The sequence below is a fragment of the Paraburkholderia sp. RL17-380-BIE-A genome, assembly GCF_046028085.1.
Taxonomy (GTDB): Bacteria; Pseudomonadota; Gammaproteobacteria; order Burkholderiales; family Burkholderiaceae; genus Paraburkholderia.
This window is the reverse complement of record NZ_JARESQ010000005.1, coordinates 353,191-368,303: the sequence shown is the minus strand read 5'-3', so window position 1 is coordinate 368,303 and position 15,113 is coordinate 353,191. Positions and strand designations below refer to the sequence as shown.

Annotated in this window: 14 protein-coding genes; 10 read left to right on the top strand and 4 right to left on the bottom strand. The window is 64.4% G+C overall.

Features of this window, described 5'->3' with window-relative positions:
• Nucleotides 1-26 precede the first annotated feature (26 nt).
• The 9 genes from P0D68_RS11260 (at nucleotide 27) to pyrF (ending at nucleotide 9,444) form a co-directional block, all read left to right on the top strand.
• Complete coding sequence (locus tag P0D68_RS11260) at nucleotides 27-707, top strand: 2-dehydro-3-deoxy-6-phosphogalactonate aldolase (RefSeq protein WP_095418212.1); 681 nt, start codon at nucleotides 27-29, stop codon at nucleotides 705-707.
• Entirely contained in the window at nucleotides 704-1,480 is a 777-nt protein-coding gene (locus tag P0D68_RS11255; RefSeq protein ID WP_408186913.1) for an SDR family oxidoreductase, read from the top strand. The genes P0D68_RS11260 and P0D68_RS11255 overlap by 4 nt, the downstream gene beginning before the upstream one ends.
• Nucleotides 1,481-1,612: 132 nt before the next feature.
• A complete protein-coding gene (locus P0D68_RS11250) occupies nucleotides 1,613-2,611 on the top strand; it encodes an arabinose ABC transporter substrate-binding protein (RefSeq protein ID WP_091799055.1) in 999 nt (332 codons plus the stop codon).
• 131 nt (nucleotides 2,612-2,742) lie between these two features.
• Nucleotides 2,743-4,275: an L-arabinose ABC transporter ATP-binding protein AraG gene (gene araG / locus P0D68_RS11245; RefSeq protein WP_091799058.1), complete on the top strand. Its 1,533-nt coding sequence runs from the start codon at nucleotides 2,743-2,745 to the stop codon at nucleotides 4,273-4,275.
• A gap of 54 nt (nucleotides 4,276-4,329) precedes the next feature.
• Complete coding sequence (araH, locus tag P0D68_RS11240) at nucleotides 4,330-5,346, top strand: L-arabinose ABC transporter permease AraH (RefSeq protein ID WP_408301174.1); 1,017 nt, start codon at nucleotides 4,330-4,332, stop codon at nucleotides 5,344-5,346.
• A 39-nt stretch (nucleotides 5,347-5,385) separates the two neighbouring features.
• Entirely contained in the window at nucleotides 5,386-6,186 is an 801-nt protein-coding gene (locus tag P0D68_RS11235) for an SDR family NAD(P)-dependent oxidoreductase (protein WP_408301176.1), read from the top strand.
• Nucleotides 6,183-7,097, top strand: coding sequence for an SMP-30/gluconolactonase/LRE family protein (locus tag P0D68_RS11230; protein ID WP_408301178.1), 915 nt, complete (start codon nucleotides 6,183-6,185; stop codon nucleotides 7,095-7,097). The genes P0D68_RS11235 and P0D68_RS11230 overlap by 4 nt, the downstream gene beginning before the upstream one ends.
• A 226-nt stretch (nucleotides 7,098-7,323) precedes the next feature.
• Nucleotides 7,324-8,385: an aldose 1-epimerase gene (locus tag P0D68_RS11225; protein WP_091799071.1), complete on the top strand. Its 1,062-nt coding sequence runs from the start codon at nucleotides 7,324-7,326 to the stop codon at nucleotides 8,383-8,385.
• Between the two features lie 243 nt (nucleotides 8,386-8,628).
• On the top strand, nucleotides 8,629-9,444 hold the full coding sequence (gene pyrF / locus P0D68_RS11220) for an orotidine-5'-phosphate decarboxylase (protein ID WP_408301180.1): 816 nt from the start codon (nucleotides 8,629-8,631) through the stop codon (nucleotides 9,442-9,444).
• A gap of 44 nt (nucleotides 9,445-9,488) precedes the next feature.
• Here the strand turns inward: pyrF and P0D68_RS11215 are convergent, their stop codons facing one another.
• From P0D68_RS11215 to thiL, 4 genes are all read right to left on the bottom strand, one after another.
• Nucleotides 9,489-10,007 (bottom strand): cupin domain-containing protein, encoded by a 519-nt coding sequence (locus P0D68_RS11215; RefSeq protein ID WP_408301182.1) that lies wholly within the window; start codon nucleotides 10,005-10,007, stop codon nucleotides 9,489-9,491.
• Nucleotides 10,008-10,030: 23 nt separating this feature from the next.
• A complete protein-coding gene (locus P0D68_RS11210; protein WP_091799080.1) occupies nucleotides 10,031-10,531 on the bottom strand; it encodes a CinA family protein in 501 nt (166 codons plus the stop codon).
• Between the two features lie 66 nt (nucleotides 10,532-10,597).
• Complete coding sequence (locus P0D68_RS11205; protein ID WP_177205066.1) at nucleotides 10,598-11,179, bottom strand: phosphatidylglycerophosphatase A family protein; 582 nt, start codon at nucleotides 11,177-11,179, stop codon at nucleotides 10,598-10,600.
• Nucleotides 11,169-12,167, bottom strand: a complete 999-nt coding sequence (thiL, locus tag P0D68_RS11200) for a thiamine-phosphate kinase (RefSeq protein WP_408186909.1) — start codon at nucleotides 12,165-12,167, stop codon at nucleotides 11,169-11,171. The genes P0D68_RS11205 and thiL overlap by 11 nt, the downstream gene beginning before the upstream one ends.
• Before the next feature lie 207 nt (nucleotides 12,168-12,374).
• Here thiL and P0D68_RS11195 point away from each other — a divergent pair, with 207 nt between their 5' ends.
• Nucleotides 12,375-14,714 (top strand): NADP-dependent malic enzyme, encoded by a 2,340-nt coding sequence (locus P0D68_RS11195; RefSeq protein WP_091799086.1) that lies wholly within the window; start codon nucleotides 12,375-12,377, stop codon nucleotides 14,712-14,714.
• Nucleotides 14,715-15,113 lie beyond the last annotated feature (399 nt).

The following is a 15,113-nucleotide window of genomic DNA, read 5'->3' as shown; positions in this document are numbered from 1 at the left end:
CGCCGCTTACGAAACAAGGAACCGACATGCAACCTCACATCAATCTGCCCGCTCCGTACATGCCGCACGCGGGTTTGATCGCGGCGTTCGAGGCCTGTCCGCTGATCGCGATCATGCGCGGCGTGACGCCCGCCGATGCCGCCGAGCACGGCCAGGCGCTTTACGAAGCCGGCTTCCGGATCGTCGAAGTGCCGCTGAATTCGCCGCAGCCGTTCGACAGCATCGCTGCGATCCGCAAGGTGTTGCCGGCGGATGCGATCGTCGGCGCGGGCACGGTGCTGCATCCGAGTTTCGTCAACGACGTGAAGTCGGCGGGCGGCGAACTGATCGTCATGCCGCATAGCGATCCGGAAGTGGTCAGCGCCGCGAAAGCGCAAGGCATGGCCTGCGCGCCGGGCGTCGCGACGCCGACAGAAGCGTTCATCGCGCTGAAGAACGGCGCGGACGTGCTGAAGATGTTCCCCGCCGAACAACTCGGCTGCCAGGTCGTGAAGGCATGGCGCGCGGTGATCGCGGCGGAAGTGCCGCTGGTGCCGGTCGGCGGTATCACGCCCGACAACATGGGGCCGTTTCTCAGCGCGGGCGCGAACGGCTTCGGCCTCGGCTCGGCGTTGTACAAGCCGGGTCAGAGCGCGGCCGTGACCGCATCGCACGCGAAGGCGTTCATCAACGGTTTGCGCATTGCCCGCGCGGGTGCGAAGAAATGAAGCGGCTCGCCGGCAAAGTTGCTCTCGTCACCGGAGCCGGTCGCGGCATCGGCGCGGCGATCGCGCATGCGTTCGCGCGCGAGGGCGCGGCAGTCGTGCTGGCCGAACTGGACATCGAAACCGCGCAGCAGACGGCGGAGCATATCAAGTCGCAAACCGGCGCGCGCGTGCTCGCGGTGCCTACGGACGTGACGCAGGCGGCTTCGGTTCAGCACGCGGTGAGCGAAGCCGAACGCGCATTCGGCTCGGTCGACGTGCTGGTGAACAACGCTGGCATCAACGTGTTCTGCGATCCCTTGACCATGACGGACGACGACTGGCGCCGTTGCTTCGCCGTCGATCTCGACGGCGTGTGGAACGGTTGCCGCGCGGTGCTGCCGGGCATGGTCGAACGCGGCGCGGGGAGCATCGTGAATATCGCTTCGACGCATTCGTTCAAGATCATTCCGGGCTGCTTTCCGTATCCGGTGGCCAAGCACGGTGTGATTGGCCTGACCCGCGCGCTCGGCATCGAATACGCGCCGCGCAACGTGCGGGTCAACGCGATCGCGCCGGGTTACATCGAAACGCAATTGACGCACGACTGGTGGAACGAACAGGCCGATCCGGCCGCCGCGCAGCAGGCGACGCTGGATCTGCAACCGATGAAGCGCATCGGCCGCCCGGAAGAGGTGGCGATGACGGCGGTGTTTCTCGCCTCGGACGAAGCGCCGTTCATCAACGCCACCTGTATCACCGTGGATGGTGGGCGCTCGGCGCTGTATCACGACTGATTTTTGCAAGACCCGGATTGCGCAGGGGCGCAAGAAGTACACCGGACGACGCGCTGGCCGCGTGTGTCATAACCGGTACAAGAAGACGCGGCCGATACCTTCTCGTTACCAATTAGTCAGGAGACACGCATCATGAAACGTAGAATTTTCCTCACGCTTGCAGCAGCGGCGACGGGTGTGCTCTTCAACGCACCGGTCGCGCAAGCCGCTGATCCGGTGAAGATCGGCTTCCTCGTGAAGCAGCCGGAAGAGCCGTGGTTCCAGGACGAGTGGAAGTTCGCCGAAATCGCCGCCAAGGAGAAGGGCTTCACGCTGGTGAAGATCGGCGCGCCGTCCGGCGAGAAGGTGATGAGCGCAATCGATAACCTGTCGGCGCAAAAGGCGCAAGGCTTCGTGATCTGCACGCCGGACGTCAAGCTCGGGCCGGGCATCGTCGCGAAGGCGAAGGCCGACGGCCTGAAGATGATGACGGTGGACGACCGTCTGGTCGACGGCGCGGGCAAGCCGATCGCGTCGGTGCCGCATATGGGCATCTCGGCATACAACATCGGCAAGCAGGTCGGCGACGGCCTGGCTGCGGAAATCAAGAAGCGCGGCTGGGACATGAAGGACGTGGGCGCGATCGACGTGACCTACGAACAGCTGCCGACCGCGCATGACCGCACGAGCGGCGCGACTGACGCCCTGATTGCCGCCGGCTTCCCGAAGGCGAACATCATCGCCGCGCCGCAAGCGAAGACCGACACGGAAAACGCGTTCAACGCCGCCAACATCGCGTTGACGAAAAATCCGAACTTCAAGCACTGGGTGGCCTACGCGCTGAACGACGAAGGCGTGCTCGGCGCGGTGCGCGCAGCGGAAGGCCGCGGCTTCAAGGCGGACAACATGATCGGTATCGGCATCGGCGGATCGGAATCGGCGCTGAACGAGTTCAAGAAGCCGTCGCCGACGGGCTTCTACGGCACGGTCATCATCAGCCCGAAGCGCCATGGCGAAGAAACCTCCACGCTGATGTACGACTGGATCACGCAAGGCAAGGCACCGCCGGCACTGACGCTGACCAGCGGCATGCTGGCCACGCGTGACAACGTTGCCGACGTGCGCCAGAAGATGGGCCTCGCGGCGAATTGAGCCGGGTGATTCGGTACGCAGTGCAATGAAGTGAACTGCCGGCGCGCCTTTCTGCACAGATCGGCGCGCCGTCAGCAGCAATAAGACATCAGCAGTAGAGACAGACGGTTCACACAGCAACAGGAGGCGAAGTGTCAGCGACGCTACGTTTTGACAATATTGGCAAGGTCTTTCCAGGCGTGCGCGCGCTCGACGGTGTGTCCTTCGACGTCAACGTCGGCCAGGTGCACGGCCTGATGGGCGAAAACGGCGCAGGGAAATCGACCCTGCTGAAGATTCTCGGCGGTGAATATCAGCCCGACTCGGGCCGCGTGATGATCGACGGCAACGAGGTGCGCTTCTCGAGCGCGGCGTCGTCGATCGCGGCAGGGATCGCGGTGATTCACCAGGAACTGCAATACGTGCCCGATCTGACGGTCGCGGAAAACCTGCTGCTTGGCCAGTTGCCGAACTCGCTCGGCTGGGTCAACAAGCGCGAAGCCAAACGCTTCGTGCGCGAACGCCTCGAAGCGATGGGCGTGGCGCTCGATCCGAACGCGAAGCTGCGCAAGCTCTCGATCGCGCAACGCCAGATGGTGGAAATCTGCAAGGCACTGCTGCGCAACGCGCGCGTGATCGCCCTGGACGAGCCGACCAGCTCGCTGTCGCACCGCGAGACCGAGGTGCTGTTCAAGCTCGTGCGCGACCTGCGCGCCGACAATCGCGCGATGATCTACATCTCGCACCGCATGGACGAGATCTACGAGCTATGCGACGCCTGCACGATCTTCCGCGACGGCCGCAAGATTGCGTCGCACCCGACGCTCGAAGGCGTGTCGCGCGACACCATCGTCAGCGAGATGGTGGGGCGGGAAATTTCGGACATCTATAACTATTCGGCGCGGCCGCTCGGCGAAGTGCGCTTCGCGGCGAAAGCGATCGAAGGCCACGCGCTTGCGCAACCGGCCAGCTTCGAAGTGCGGCGCGGCGAGATCGTCGGCTTCTTCGGCCTGGTGGGCGCGGGCCGCAGCGAACTGATGCATCTGGTGTACGGCGCAGATCACAAGAAGGGCGGCGAGCTGGTGCTTGATGGCAAGCCGATCAAGGTGCGCAGCGCGGGCGAAGCGATCCGGCACGGCATCGTGCTATGTCCGGAAGACCGCAAGGAAGAAGGCATCGTCGCGATGGCGACCGTGTCGGAGAACATCAACATCAGTTGCCGCCGTCACTATCTGCGCGCGGGGATATTCCTCGATCGCAAGAAGGAAGCGGAAACCGCGGACCGTTTCATCAAGCTCCTGAAGATCAAGACGCCGAGCCGCCGCCAGAAGATTCGTTTCCTCTCGGGCGGTAATCAACAGAAGGCGATTCTGTCGCGCTGGTTGGCCGAGCCGGATCTGAAAGTGGTGATTCTCGACGAGCCGACGCGCGGTATCGACGTCGGCGCGAAGCACGAAATTTACAACGTGATCTATCAGCTTGCCGAACGCGGCTGCGCGATCGTGATGATTTCGTCGGAGTTGCCGGAAGTGCTCGGCGTGTCCGACCGGATCGTCGTGATGCGCCAGGGCCGGATTTCCGGCGAACTGGCGCGCAAGGATGCAACGGAACAATCGGTGTTGAGCCTCGCGCTGCCGCAAAGCTCGACCGCGCTGCCCGAAACCGCTGCCCAACAGGCGGCCTGAACATCATTCGGACGAAAGTCCGGCAACCCGTGGGGAACGGGAGGAGTCTTCAACATGCAAGCCAGAGAAAACCTCGCGCAACAGGCCGCCAAGAGCGCCGCTGATGCGCTGATTCCGCAGTCCAACGACAAGGCGAAATGGTGGCAGCAGATCACCGAGTACAGCCTGATCGTGATCTTCGTCGTGATGTTCATCACGATGTCGCTGACCGTCGATCACTTCTTCTCGATCGAGAACATGCTCGGCCTCGCGCTGTCGATTTCGCAGATCGGCATGGTCGCGTGCACGATGATGTTCTGTCTGGCCTCGCGCGACTTCGACCTCTCGGTCGGTTCGACGGTCGCGTTCGCCGGCGTGCTGTGCGCGATGGTGCTCAACGCCACCGGCAACACCTTCATTGCGATCATCGCCGCGGTGGCGGCGGGCGCCGTGATCGGCTTCGTCAACGGCGCGGTGATCGCGTATCTGCGCATCAACGCGCTGATCACCACGCTCGCCACGATGGAAATCGTCCGCGGTCTCGGCTTTATCGTCTCGCACGGTCAGGCGGTTGGCGTGTCGTCGGACACGTTCATCGCGCTGGGCGGCTTGAGCTTCTTCGGCGTGTCGCTGCCGATCTGGGTCACGCTGCTGTGCTTCATCGTGTTCGGCGTGATGCTCAACCAGACCGTGTACGGCCGTAATACGCTCGCCATCGGCGGCAATCCGGAAGCGTCGCGTCTGGCCGGTATCAACGTGGAACGCACGCGCGTCTACATCTTCCTGATTCAGGGCGCGGTGACCGCGCTGGCCGGTGTGATTCTGGCCTCGCGTATCACGTCGGGTCAGCCGAATGCCGCGGAAGGTTTCGAGCTGAACGTGATCTCGGCGTGCGTCCTGGGCGGCGTCTCGCTGCTCGGCGGCCGCGCGACGATTTCCGGCGTCGTGATCGGCGTGCTGATCATGGGTACGGTCGAGAACGTGATGAACCTGATGAACATCGACGCGTTCTATCAGTACCTCGTGCGCGGCGCGATCCTGCTCGCCGCCGTGCTGCTCGACCAGTTGAAGAACCGCGGCTCGCGGGATTAAACGCGCGACCCACTCACTTGCTCTAAAAGGAATCGAACGATGTCGTCTCCGGCCAATGCAAACGCCCGTCTCGCGGACAGCACCTTCGCACGCTATCCGAGTCTTGTGGATCGCACGGTATTGATCACGGGCGGCGCGACCGGCATCGGCGCATCGTTCGTCGAGCATTTTGCGGCGCAAGGCGCACGCGTCGCGTTCTTCGATATCGATGCGAGCGCCGGTGAAGCGCTCGCCGACGAACTCGGCGATTCGAAGCACAAGCCGCTGTTTTTGCCGTGCGATCTCACCGATATCGACGCGCTGCAAAAAGCGATCGCCGACGTGAAGGCCACGCTTGGGCCCATTCAGGTGCTGGTGAACAACGCCGCGAATGACAAACGCCACACGATCGGCGAAGTCACGCGCGAGTCGTTCGACGCGGGCATCGCGGTGAATATCCGTCACCAGTTCTTCGCGGCGCAAGCGGTGATGGAAGACATGAAGGCGGCCAACAGCGGCTCGATCATCAACCTCGGTTCGATCAGCTGGATGTTGAAGAACGGCGGCTATCCGGTGTATGTCATGTCGAAGTCGGCGGTGCAGGGTTTGACGCGCGGTCTCGCGCGCGACCTCGGTCACTTCAATATCCGCGTCAATACGCTCGTGCCGGGCTGGGTGATGACCGAGAAGCAGAAGCGCCTGTGGCTCGACGACGCGGGCCGTCGCTCGATCAAGGAAGGGCAGTGTATCGACGCCGAGCTGGAACCGGCCGACCTCGCCCGCATGGCGCTCTTCCTCGCCGCCGACGACAGCAAGATGATCACCGCGCAGGACATCATCGTCGACGGAGGCTGGGCGTGAGTGCGAACGCTTCGTCAGGCGCGGCTGCACAGCGCGCGGCGCTGCTGCTCGACACGAAGTGCACGCTCGGCGAAGGCGCGACATGGTGCGCGCAAACCGGCCGCTTCTACTGGACGGATATCGAAGGCGCGCGCCTGTGGCGCTATGACCCGAGCGACGGCCGCAGCACGTTCTGGCGCATGCCCGAGCGGCTTGCCACGTTTGCGCTGTGCGCCGATCCGCATTACCTGTTGCTTGGTCTCGCCACGCATCTCGCGTTCTTCGATCTGGCTACCGGCGAGACACGGCGCATCGTCGACGTCGAACCCGGTTTGAACACGCGCGTGAACGACGGCCGCTGCGACCGTCAGGGCCGCTTCGTGTTCGGGACCAAAGATGAGAGCGCGCCGGTGCAGCCCGTCGGCGGGTTCTACCGTCTCAATCACGATTTGTCGCTGGAGCGTTTGCCGCTGCCCGCGCCGGCGATCTCGAACAGCATCGCGTTCAGTCCCGACGGCGCGACGATGTACTACTGCGATTCGCCCACGCGCGAAATCCGCGTCTGCGACTATCGCGCGGATGGCAGCGTCGCCAACGATCGCCTCTTCACGCGCCTGACCGACGCCACCGGCGAACCCGACGGCTCGACTGTCGATCGCGACGGCGGGCTGTGGAACGCGCAGTGGGGCGGCCGGCGGGTGGTGCGTTATGGCCCGGACGGCGTGGAAACGGAGCGCGTCGACGTGCCGACCGCGCAGCCCAGTTGCGTCGCGCTGGGCGGGGCGCAACTCGGCACGCTGTACATTACGAGCGCGCGTTGCGACCTCGATGCGGCGGCGCTCGCCGACGATACGCGGGCGGGCGGCGTGTTCATCGCGACGCCCGGACGGCGTGGTTTGCCGGAACCGGTGTTCCAAGGTGCGCCTGCTTAGCGCAGAATGACGCTGCCTCGGTCTCGAGGCAGCAACGAAGCAACGCAGCAACGAAGCGCAATGAGGCATTGAATCTAAAAGTGTGTCGCAAGTTGATGTTGCAATACCAGTGGCAGCAAATCGGCAGCATGCAGTTCGGACCCAGAGGCGACCCGTTCAAGAAAATCGCCCTACAGCATCCGTCAGCAATGACGGCAACGTCCCAAGCCTCTCGATGGAGCCAGATATGACTGTTGCGAATCTCGTTTCCTCCTCCCCACAGACCTCTCAGAGCCGACGCTCGCGACTCGCCGCGGCGGCCAATCCGGTGCTTCCGGGTCCCAGCACGTCGGCGGTGGCCGTCGGCGAAACCAGCGGCGGCGATGTCGCGTGCATTACGCTCGCCAATGCGCATTTGCGTCTCGATGTCGCGCCGACGCTCGGTGGCGGCGTCACCCGTTTCGACTGGCGCAACGACGGCGCGCTCACGCCGATCTTTCGGCGCTGCCGACATGTCGGGGTCGATACGCAGCCGAACGAACTCGCGTGCTATCCGCTGCTGCCGTATTCGAACCGGATCGGCGGCGGCCATTTCAACGTGGCGGGCCGTCGCGTCGAGGTGCCGCGCAATCGCGCCGATGAACCCCTGCCGATTCACGGCGACGGTTGGCAATCGGCCTGGCAGGTCGCCGAGTCGGACCGTGAAAACGTCCGCCTCACGCTCGATCGCCGCGATGGCAAGCCCTACGCATACAGTGCGACGCAAACCTATACGCTGGACGGCCCGACACTCGTCGTGACGCTCGAAATCGAAAACGCCGGACGTGAAGCGCTGCCTTTCGGGCTGGGCGTGCATCCCTTCTTCGTGCGTGACGCGGACACTGAGTTGTCGGCGGCGGCCGGCGGCCTGTGGCTCTCCGGCGACGACTGGCTGCCCGTGCGGCACGTGCCGGCGCCGCCCGCCTGGCAATTCGGCGTGGCGTATCCGCTGCCGGAAACCATCGTCAATCACGCTTTCACCGGCTGGAGCGGCCAGGCGGCGGTGGTGTGGCCCAAGCGCCGCCTGTCGCTGAACATTGCCGCCGATACCGATTACTACGTGCTATACACGCCGCCGGGCGAAGACTTCTTCTGCTTCGAACCCGTCGATCATCCGATCAACGCGATGAATCTGGCCGGCGGCGCGAGTGAAAACGGCATGACCTTGCTGGGACGCGGCGAGCGTCTCACGCGCACGTTCCGCTTCACCGTCGAGCGCACCGGTTTGCGCTCGATGCCGGGAGCGCGCGGCTCGAAGCGTAAGCAGTAGCGGGCGAGGGTGGCGCGACAGGGCGGACGTGTGCATGCCCTGATGCGCTGCGGGCAATCGGCTCGCACGCTTCGCGAGCGCCAGGCCGATGCATGTGCGCACCTAGGGCGCGTTGCGGACGCTAGCCTCGCCTGTCCGCATCTCGCTCCGGACCAACGCTGCGCACGCTCGCAGCGCGGACCGCCCCGCAGGACGGGTAAAATACGCGCCTCTTCCGTTTTCCTGCTCGCCGCGAGACCCACCATGTCCAATTTCATCCAGACACTCAACGACGCCTGGCAGCGCACTAACTCGCTGCTGTGCGTCGGCCTCGATCCCGAGCCCACTAAATTCCCGGGCGCGCTCGCGGGCCGGCCCGACGCGATCTTCGACTTCTGCCGCACGATCGTCGACGCAACGGCGCCGTATGCGTCGTCGTTCAAACCGCAGATTGCCTACTTCGCGGCACATCGCGCGGAAGACCAGCTCGAGCAGTTGATCGCCCACATTCACGCGAACCATCCGGGGCTGCCGGTGATTCTGGATGCGAAGCGCGGCGACATCGGCAGCACCGCCGAGCAATATGCGCGCGAGGCGTTCGAGCGCTATCAGGCCGACGCGGTCACGGTGAATCCGTACATGGGTTTCGATTCGATCCAGCCGTATCTGGAGCACGAAGGCAAAGGCGTCATCGTGCTGTGCCGCACGTCGAACGCGGGTGGCTCCGATCTGCAATTCCTGGAAACGGGCGGCCGTCCGCTGTATCAGGTCGTCGCGCAACTGGCGGCTGACAAATGGAATGCAAGCGGCCAACTGGGTCTGGTGGTCGGCGCGACGTTCCCGAAGGAAATCGAAGTGGTGCGGGGGATTGTCGGCGATATGCCGCTGCTGATTCCGGGCATCGGCGCGCAAGGCGGCGACGTGCAAGCCACGGTTAACGCCGGCCGTACCGCGAATGGCACGGGCATGCTGATCAACTCGTCGCGGGCGATTATCTACGCGGGCAAGGGTGACGATTTCGCCGAAGCCGCAGCGAAGGCCGCGATGGAAACGCGCGACCGGATCAACGCGTTCCGGTAATCGCAGGCTGTTTTTTCGAAGACAGCTTCATGAGCGGGTGGGGTTCAAACGGGCCCTAGCCGCTCGATCAACGCCGCATGCTGCGGATGCCGCGCTTTCAGCGCATCGACATCCGCCAGCTCGAATTCGCTGAATTCAAAACCCGGCGCGACGGTGCAGCCCACCAGCGCGAAGGTCGCCGGATCCGCGCACTCCGCCGCGAACCACAAACCTGCGGGCACCACGGCCTGAAACACAGCGTCGGCATGCGTCAGCGCGTTGCCGAGTCTGTGCGTCACCAGCGCGCCGGTTTCGTCGAGCACGTGAACGTGCAACGGCTCGCCCGCATAGAAATGCCAGACCTCGTCGGATTTGATCCGATGCCACGCCGAATGCGCGCCGTCACTGAGCAGGTAGTAGATCGCTGTCGACGCCGAGCGGGTTTCCGTGGAACCGCCGCCGTTTTTGTCGCGCATCACGCGCTCCGCCGACCGATATGTTTCGCTAAAAAATCCGCCTTCGGGATGCGGCTTGAGATCGAGGCGGCGGACCAGTTCGTCCTTGACTGCGTGCGAATCAGGCATGGGCTTTCCGCGTTGAAGAAGGGTTAATGCTCGCGCTCGTCGAGCAAGGCGAGTACCCCGCGCAAGGCATGTGCGGCGGCCTGCACGCGGATCTTTTCGCGGTCGCCCTTGAAAATCTTCGTTTCCACCGACGTATGCAGCCGGTTGCTCCAGCCGAACGACACCATGCCGACCGGCTTGGTCTCGGTGCCGCCACCCGGGCCGGCGACGCCGGTGATCGACAGCGAAACCTGCGCGCGGCTATTGCGCAGCGCGCCTTCGGCCATGGCGCGCGCCACCTGCTCGCTCACCGCGCCGTGCTTCTCGATCAACTCGGCGGGCACGCCGATCATTTCGCTCTTCGCCTGATTCGAATACGTAACGAAGCCGCGCTCGAACCAGCCGCTGCTGCCGGAAATGTCGGTGATTGCGGTCGCCACCATGCCGCCCGTGCAGGACTCGGCGGTGACGAGCATCAGGCGCTCGTCGCGCAGACGGTTGCTCACGCGAATGGCGAGCTGATGAACGACGGAATCGGTAGGCATGGCGTCAATCCGGAGAGCAGGGACCGGCGGTGGCTGCCCGGCGGCGCGCGGGCCGCCGGGCAACGGTTATACGGACATGCGCCAGAGCGCAATCACGAGCAGCGTGAAAAACGCGGCGACCAGGTCATCGAACATGATGCCAAAGCCACCTTTCAGACGTCGATCGAAATAACCGATGGGCGGCGGTTTCACCATGTCGAAGAAGCGGAACACGATGAACGCCCACAGCTGGCCGGTCAGCGTGACCGGCGTGACCATCAGCAGCACCAGCCAGAAGGCGATGATTTCGTCCCACACCACGGGCGACGGATCGTCGATGCCGAGCTTCTTCGCGGTAAACCCGCAAATCGCAATCCCGCCGAAGAAGCCGGCCACGATCAGCGCGCCCCATTCAACCACCGTCAGGTAGCGGCTCAGGACGGCGAACGAGGCCCACGCGAAGAGCGTGCCGATCGTGCCCGGCGCGACTGGCGACAAGCCGCTGCCAAACCCCAGCGACAGGATGTGCAGCGGATGCGACAGCATGAAGCGCGCGGTGGCACGGCGCGGCTGACGGCCCGGCGGACGCGGATCGGGCGCGCGCGGCGCGCGCGGCGGTTCGCCGCCGATGAGTTTGTCGGCAGCGCCGAGCGGGGGATCAGTCTGCATGAAAGTGGTCGAAGCCTTGCAACGTCAGTGTGAGCGGCGCGCCAGCGGTGTCGTGCCAGCTGATCGCCGGGCGCTCGGTCGCCGCCTGGAGAGCGCTTATTGTACCGATGCGGGTGACCGGCACACCCACCTCGCGACCTGCCGCTTCGACCGAGGCGCGCGCCGAGGCCGGCGCGGTGAAACACAGCTCGTAGTCGTCGCCGCCGGCGAGCGTGCAGCGGCGCTGGATCTCGGGCGAGAGGCGGCGCAGCGCGTCCGAGCGCGGCACGGCGTCGACGTCGACGGCGGCTCGAAGATTCGATCGTTCGAGGATGTGCAGCAGGTCGCCGGCGAGGCCGTCCGAGAGGTCGAGCGCCGCGTGGGCGATGCCTCGCAGTGCCAGCCCGAGGGCGACACGTGGCTCCGGGCGTTCGAGGGCGCGACGAAACGTCGCAGCGTCGCTGGCATCCGCGGACCACTCACCGCGCTGCACGCCGAGGCCGGCGCGCGCGTCGCCGAGCGTGCCGGAAATCCAGATATCGTCACCCGGCTGCGCGGCGTCGCGGCGCAGCGCCGCGCGCGGCGGCACGCTGCCGAACACGGTAATGCACAGATTCAGCGGGCCCCCCGTCGTATCGCCGCCGACCAATTCGCAGCCGTAGCGTTCGGCCAGCGCGAACAGTCCTTCGCTGAACGCGGCGAGCCACGCTTCATCCGCTTTCGGCAGGGCGAACGCCAGCGTGAACGCCAGCGGTTTGGCGCCCATGGCGGCGAGGTCCGACAGATTGACCGCCAGCGCTTTGTGACCCAGCGCCTCGGGATCGACGTCAGGAAAGAAGTGGCGGCCTTCGACCAGCATGTCCGTTGATATCGCCAGCATTTCGCCTGCGGGCGGCGCGAGCAGCGCACAGTCGTCACCGATGCCGAGCGTGCCGCCCGCGGCGTCGGAGGGCCGCGCCGCAGCGCGGCGGGCGAAGAAGCGATCGATCAGCGAAAACTCGGAGAGCATGGTGGCGATAGATGAACGGATAAATGCCGCGAAGTTCGGCTAACGGCGCGCATTGTACGAAGTGGGCAAGGGATCGAGACGCGATCCGCCGGCAACTCCGAGACGGGTGACGTTCGGACGCCAGCAGGTTACGCCAGCCTTTCGCTCTGTTTCAGTCGCGGCAGTTGTACCCGTATTGAAGGAATTGGGCCGGCAATTGGGGCTACAATGCCGTCGAACGTCTATTCTAATCTGCCCTTCGAAGCCCGCCTTATGTCGACTCCCGTCAATAGCAAACTCCGCGAAGCCGCCCTCGATTACCACGAGTTCCCCACCCCCGGGAAGATCGCGATCGCCCCGACCAAGCAGATGATCAACCAACGCGACCTCGCGCTGGCGTACTCGCCGGGCGTGGCATTCGCGTGTGAGGAAATCGTCGAGAACCCGCTGAACGCCGCGCGCTTCACCGCGCGCAGCAACCTGGTCGGCGTGGTCACGAACGGCACCGCGGTGCTCGGTCTGGGCAACATCGGGCCGCTCGCCTCAAAGCCGGTTATGGAAGGCAAGGCCGTCCTGTTCAAGAAATTCGCCGGCATCGACGTGTTCGATATCGAGCTGAACGAGTCCGACCCGCACAAGCTGGTCGACGTGATCGCGGCGCTGGAGCCGACCTTCGGCGGTATCAACCTCGAAGACATCAAGGCGCCGGACTGCTTCATCGTCGAACGCGAATGCCGCAAGCGCATGAAGATTCCGGTTTTCCACGACGACCAGCACGGCACGGCGATCGTCGTCGCGGCAGCCATCACCAACGGTCTGAAGGTGGTCGGCAAGGACATCAAGGAAGTCAAGCTGGTGTCCTCGGGCGCGGGCGCAGCGGCGCTGGCCTGTCTGGACCTGCTGGTCGATATCGGCCTGCCGCTCGAAAACATCACCGTGACCGATCTGGCCGGTGTGGTCTACAAGGGCCGCGTCGAGCTGATGGACCCGGACAAGGAGCGCTTCGCGCGTGAAACCGACGCCCGCACGCTTGCCGAAGCGATCGGCGGCGCGGACGTTTTCCTCGGCCTCTCGGCCGGCGGCGTGCTCAAGCAGGACATGGTCAAGCAGATGGCGGACAAGCCGCTGATTCTGGCGCTGGCCAACCCGACGCCGGAAATCCTGCCGGAACTCGCACTGGAAGTGCGACCGGACGCCGTGCTGTGCACGGGCCGCACCGACTACCCGAACCAGGTGAACAACGTGCTGGTGTTCCCGTTCCTGTTCCGCGGCGCGCTGGATGCGGGCGCGACCACGGTGACGCGGGAAATGGAAATCGCGGCGGTCAATGCGATCGCCGAACTGGCGCGCCAGGAGCAGAGCGATATCGTCGCGACGGCGTACGGCATTCAGGACCTGTCGTTCGGCCCTGAGTATCTGATTCCGAAGCCGTTCGATCCGCGTCTGATCGTCAAGGTCGCGCCGGCCGTGGCGAAGGCCGCGATGGATTCGGGCGTCGCCGAGCGTCCGATCGAGGACATGGACGCGTACGAACAGCATCTGCAGCAGTTCGTGTACCACAGCGGCACGACCATGAAGCCGATTTTCCAGCTGGCGCGCGGCGTCGAGCCGGAGAAGAAGCGCATTGTGTTCGCGGAAGGCGAAGAAGAGCGCGTGCTGCGTGCGATGCAGATCATCGTCGACGAAAAGCTGGCCAAGCCGATTCTGATCGGCCGCCCGGCCGTGATCGAGCAGCGTATTGCGCGCTACGGTCTGCGTCTGGTCGCGGGTCAGGACTACACGGTCGTGAACACCGACCACGACGAGCGTTACCGCGATTTCTGGCAGGAATATCACAAGATGATGTCGCGCAAGGGCATCAGCGCGCAGATGGCCAAGCTCGAAATGCGCCGCCGCACCACGCTGATCGGCGCGATGCTGGTGGAAAAGGGCGAAGCCGACGGCATGATCTGCGGCACGGTGTCGACCACGCATCGGCACCTGCACTTCATCGATCAGGTGATCGGCAAGAAGGAAGGCGCGAAGGTCTACGCGGCGATGAACGCGCTGGTCCTGCCGAATCGTCAGATCTTCCTCGTGGATACGCACGTGAACGTCGATCCGACGCCGGAGCAACTCGCCGAAATCACGATCATGGCGGCGGAAGAAGTGCGCCGTTTCGGTATCGAGCCGAAGATCGCGCTGTTGTCGCATTCGAACTTCGGCACCAGCAACGCGCCTACCGCACAGAAGATGCGCGACACGCTGGCTATCCTGCGCGAACGCGCGCCGGACCTGCAGGTGGACGGCGAAATGCACGGCGACATCGCACTCGACGCGAATCTGCGCCGCGAAGTGATGCCCGACTCGACGCTCGAAGGCGACGCGAACCTGCTGGTGCTGCCGAACATCGACGCGGCTAACATCTCGTACAACCTGCTGAAGACCGCCGCGGGCAACAACATCGCGATTGGTCCGATGCTGCTGGGCGCGGCCAAGCCGGTCCATGTGCTGACGGCTTCGGCGACGGTGCGCCGGATCGTCAACATGACGGCGCTGCTGGTGGCGGATGTGATCGCGGCGCGTTAATCCGCGATACAGACGAAGCATGGCGCGGGAACGTCCGCGCCACGAAAAAAAAGGCGTGCCCGCAACGGGCACGCCTCAGGGTGAACAGGGGATACCTCACCCTAAAAACGGCAAGTCAGACAAAATTCCGCCTTCAAAGAGCGCTCAATGGCTATAAGCCATTGCAACGGCGCATTCAGATGCCTGCAGACGCCGACGCAGCGGCTGCCGACCGCCCGTCACACGCCCGCCTTCACCTCATTCGCACCGTTAGAATAAATTTTAGCTTGACTAAGCTATTTTTTCTGTCAAAAGTCGTCAAAGTCCCTCCGGTGGGCCATTCCCGCCTGATTGGAAGTCTGGGGTCGGCTGGCGAGCGTTGATTCCGGGGGCCATTAGCGATACCCTTACGTCTTTCAT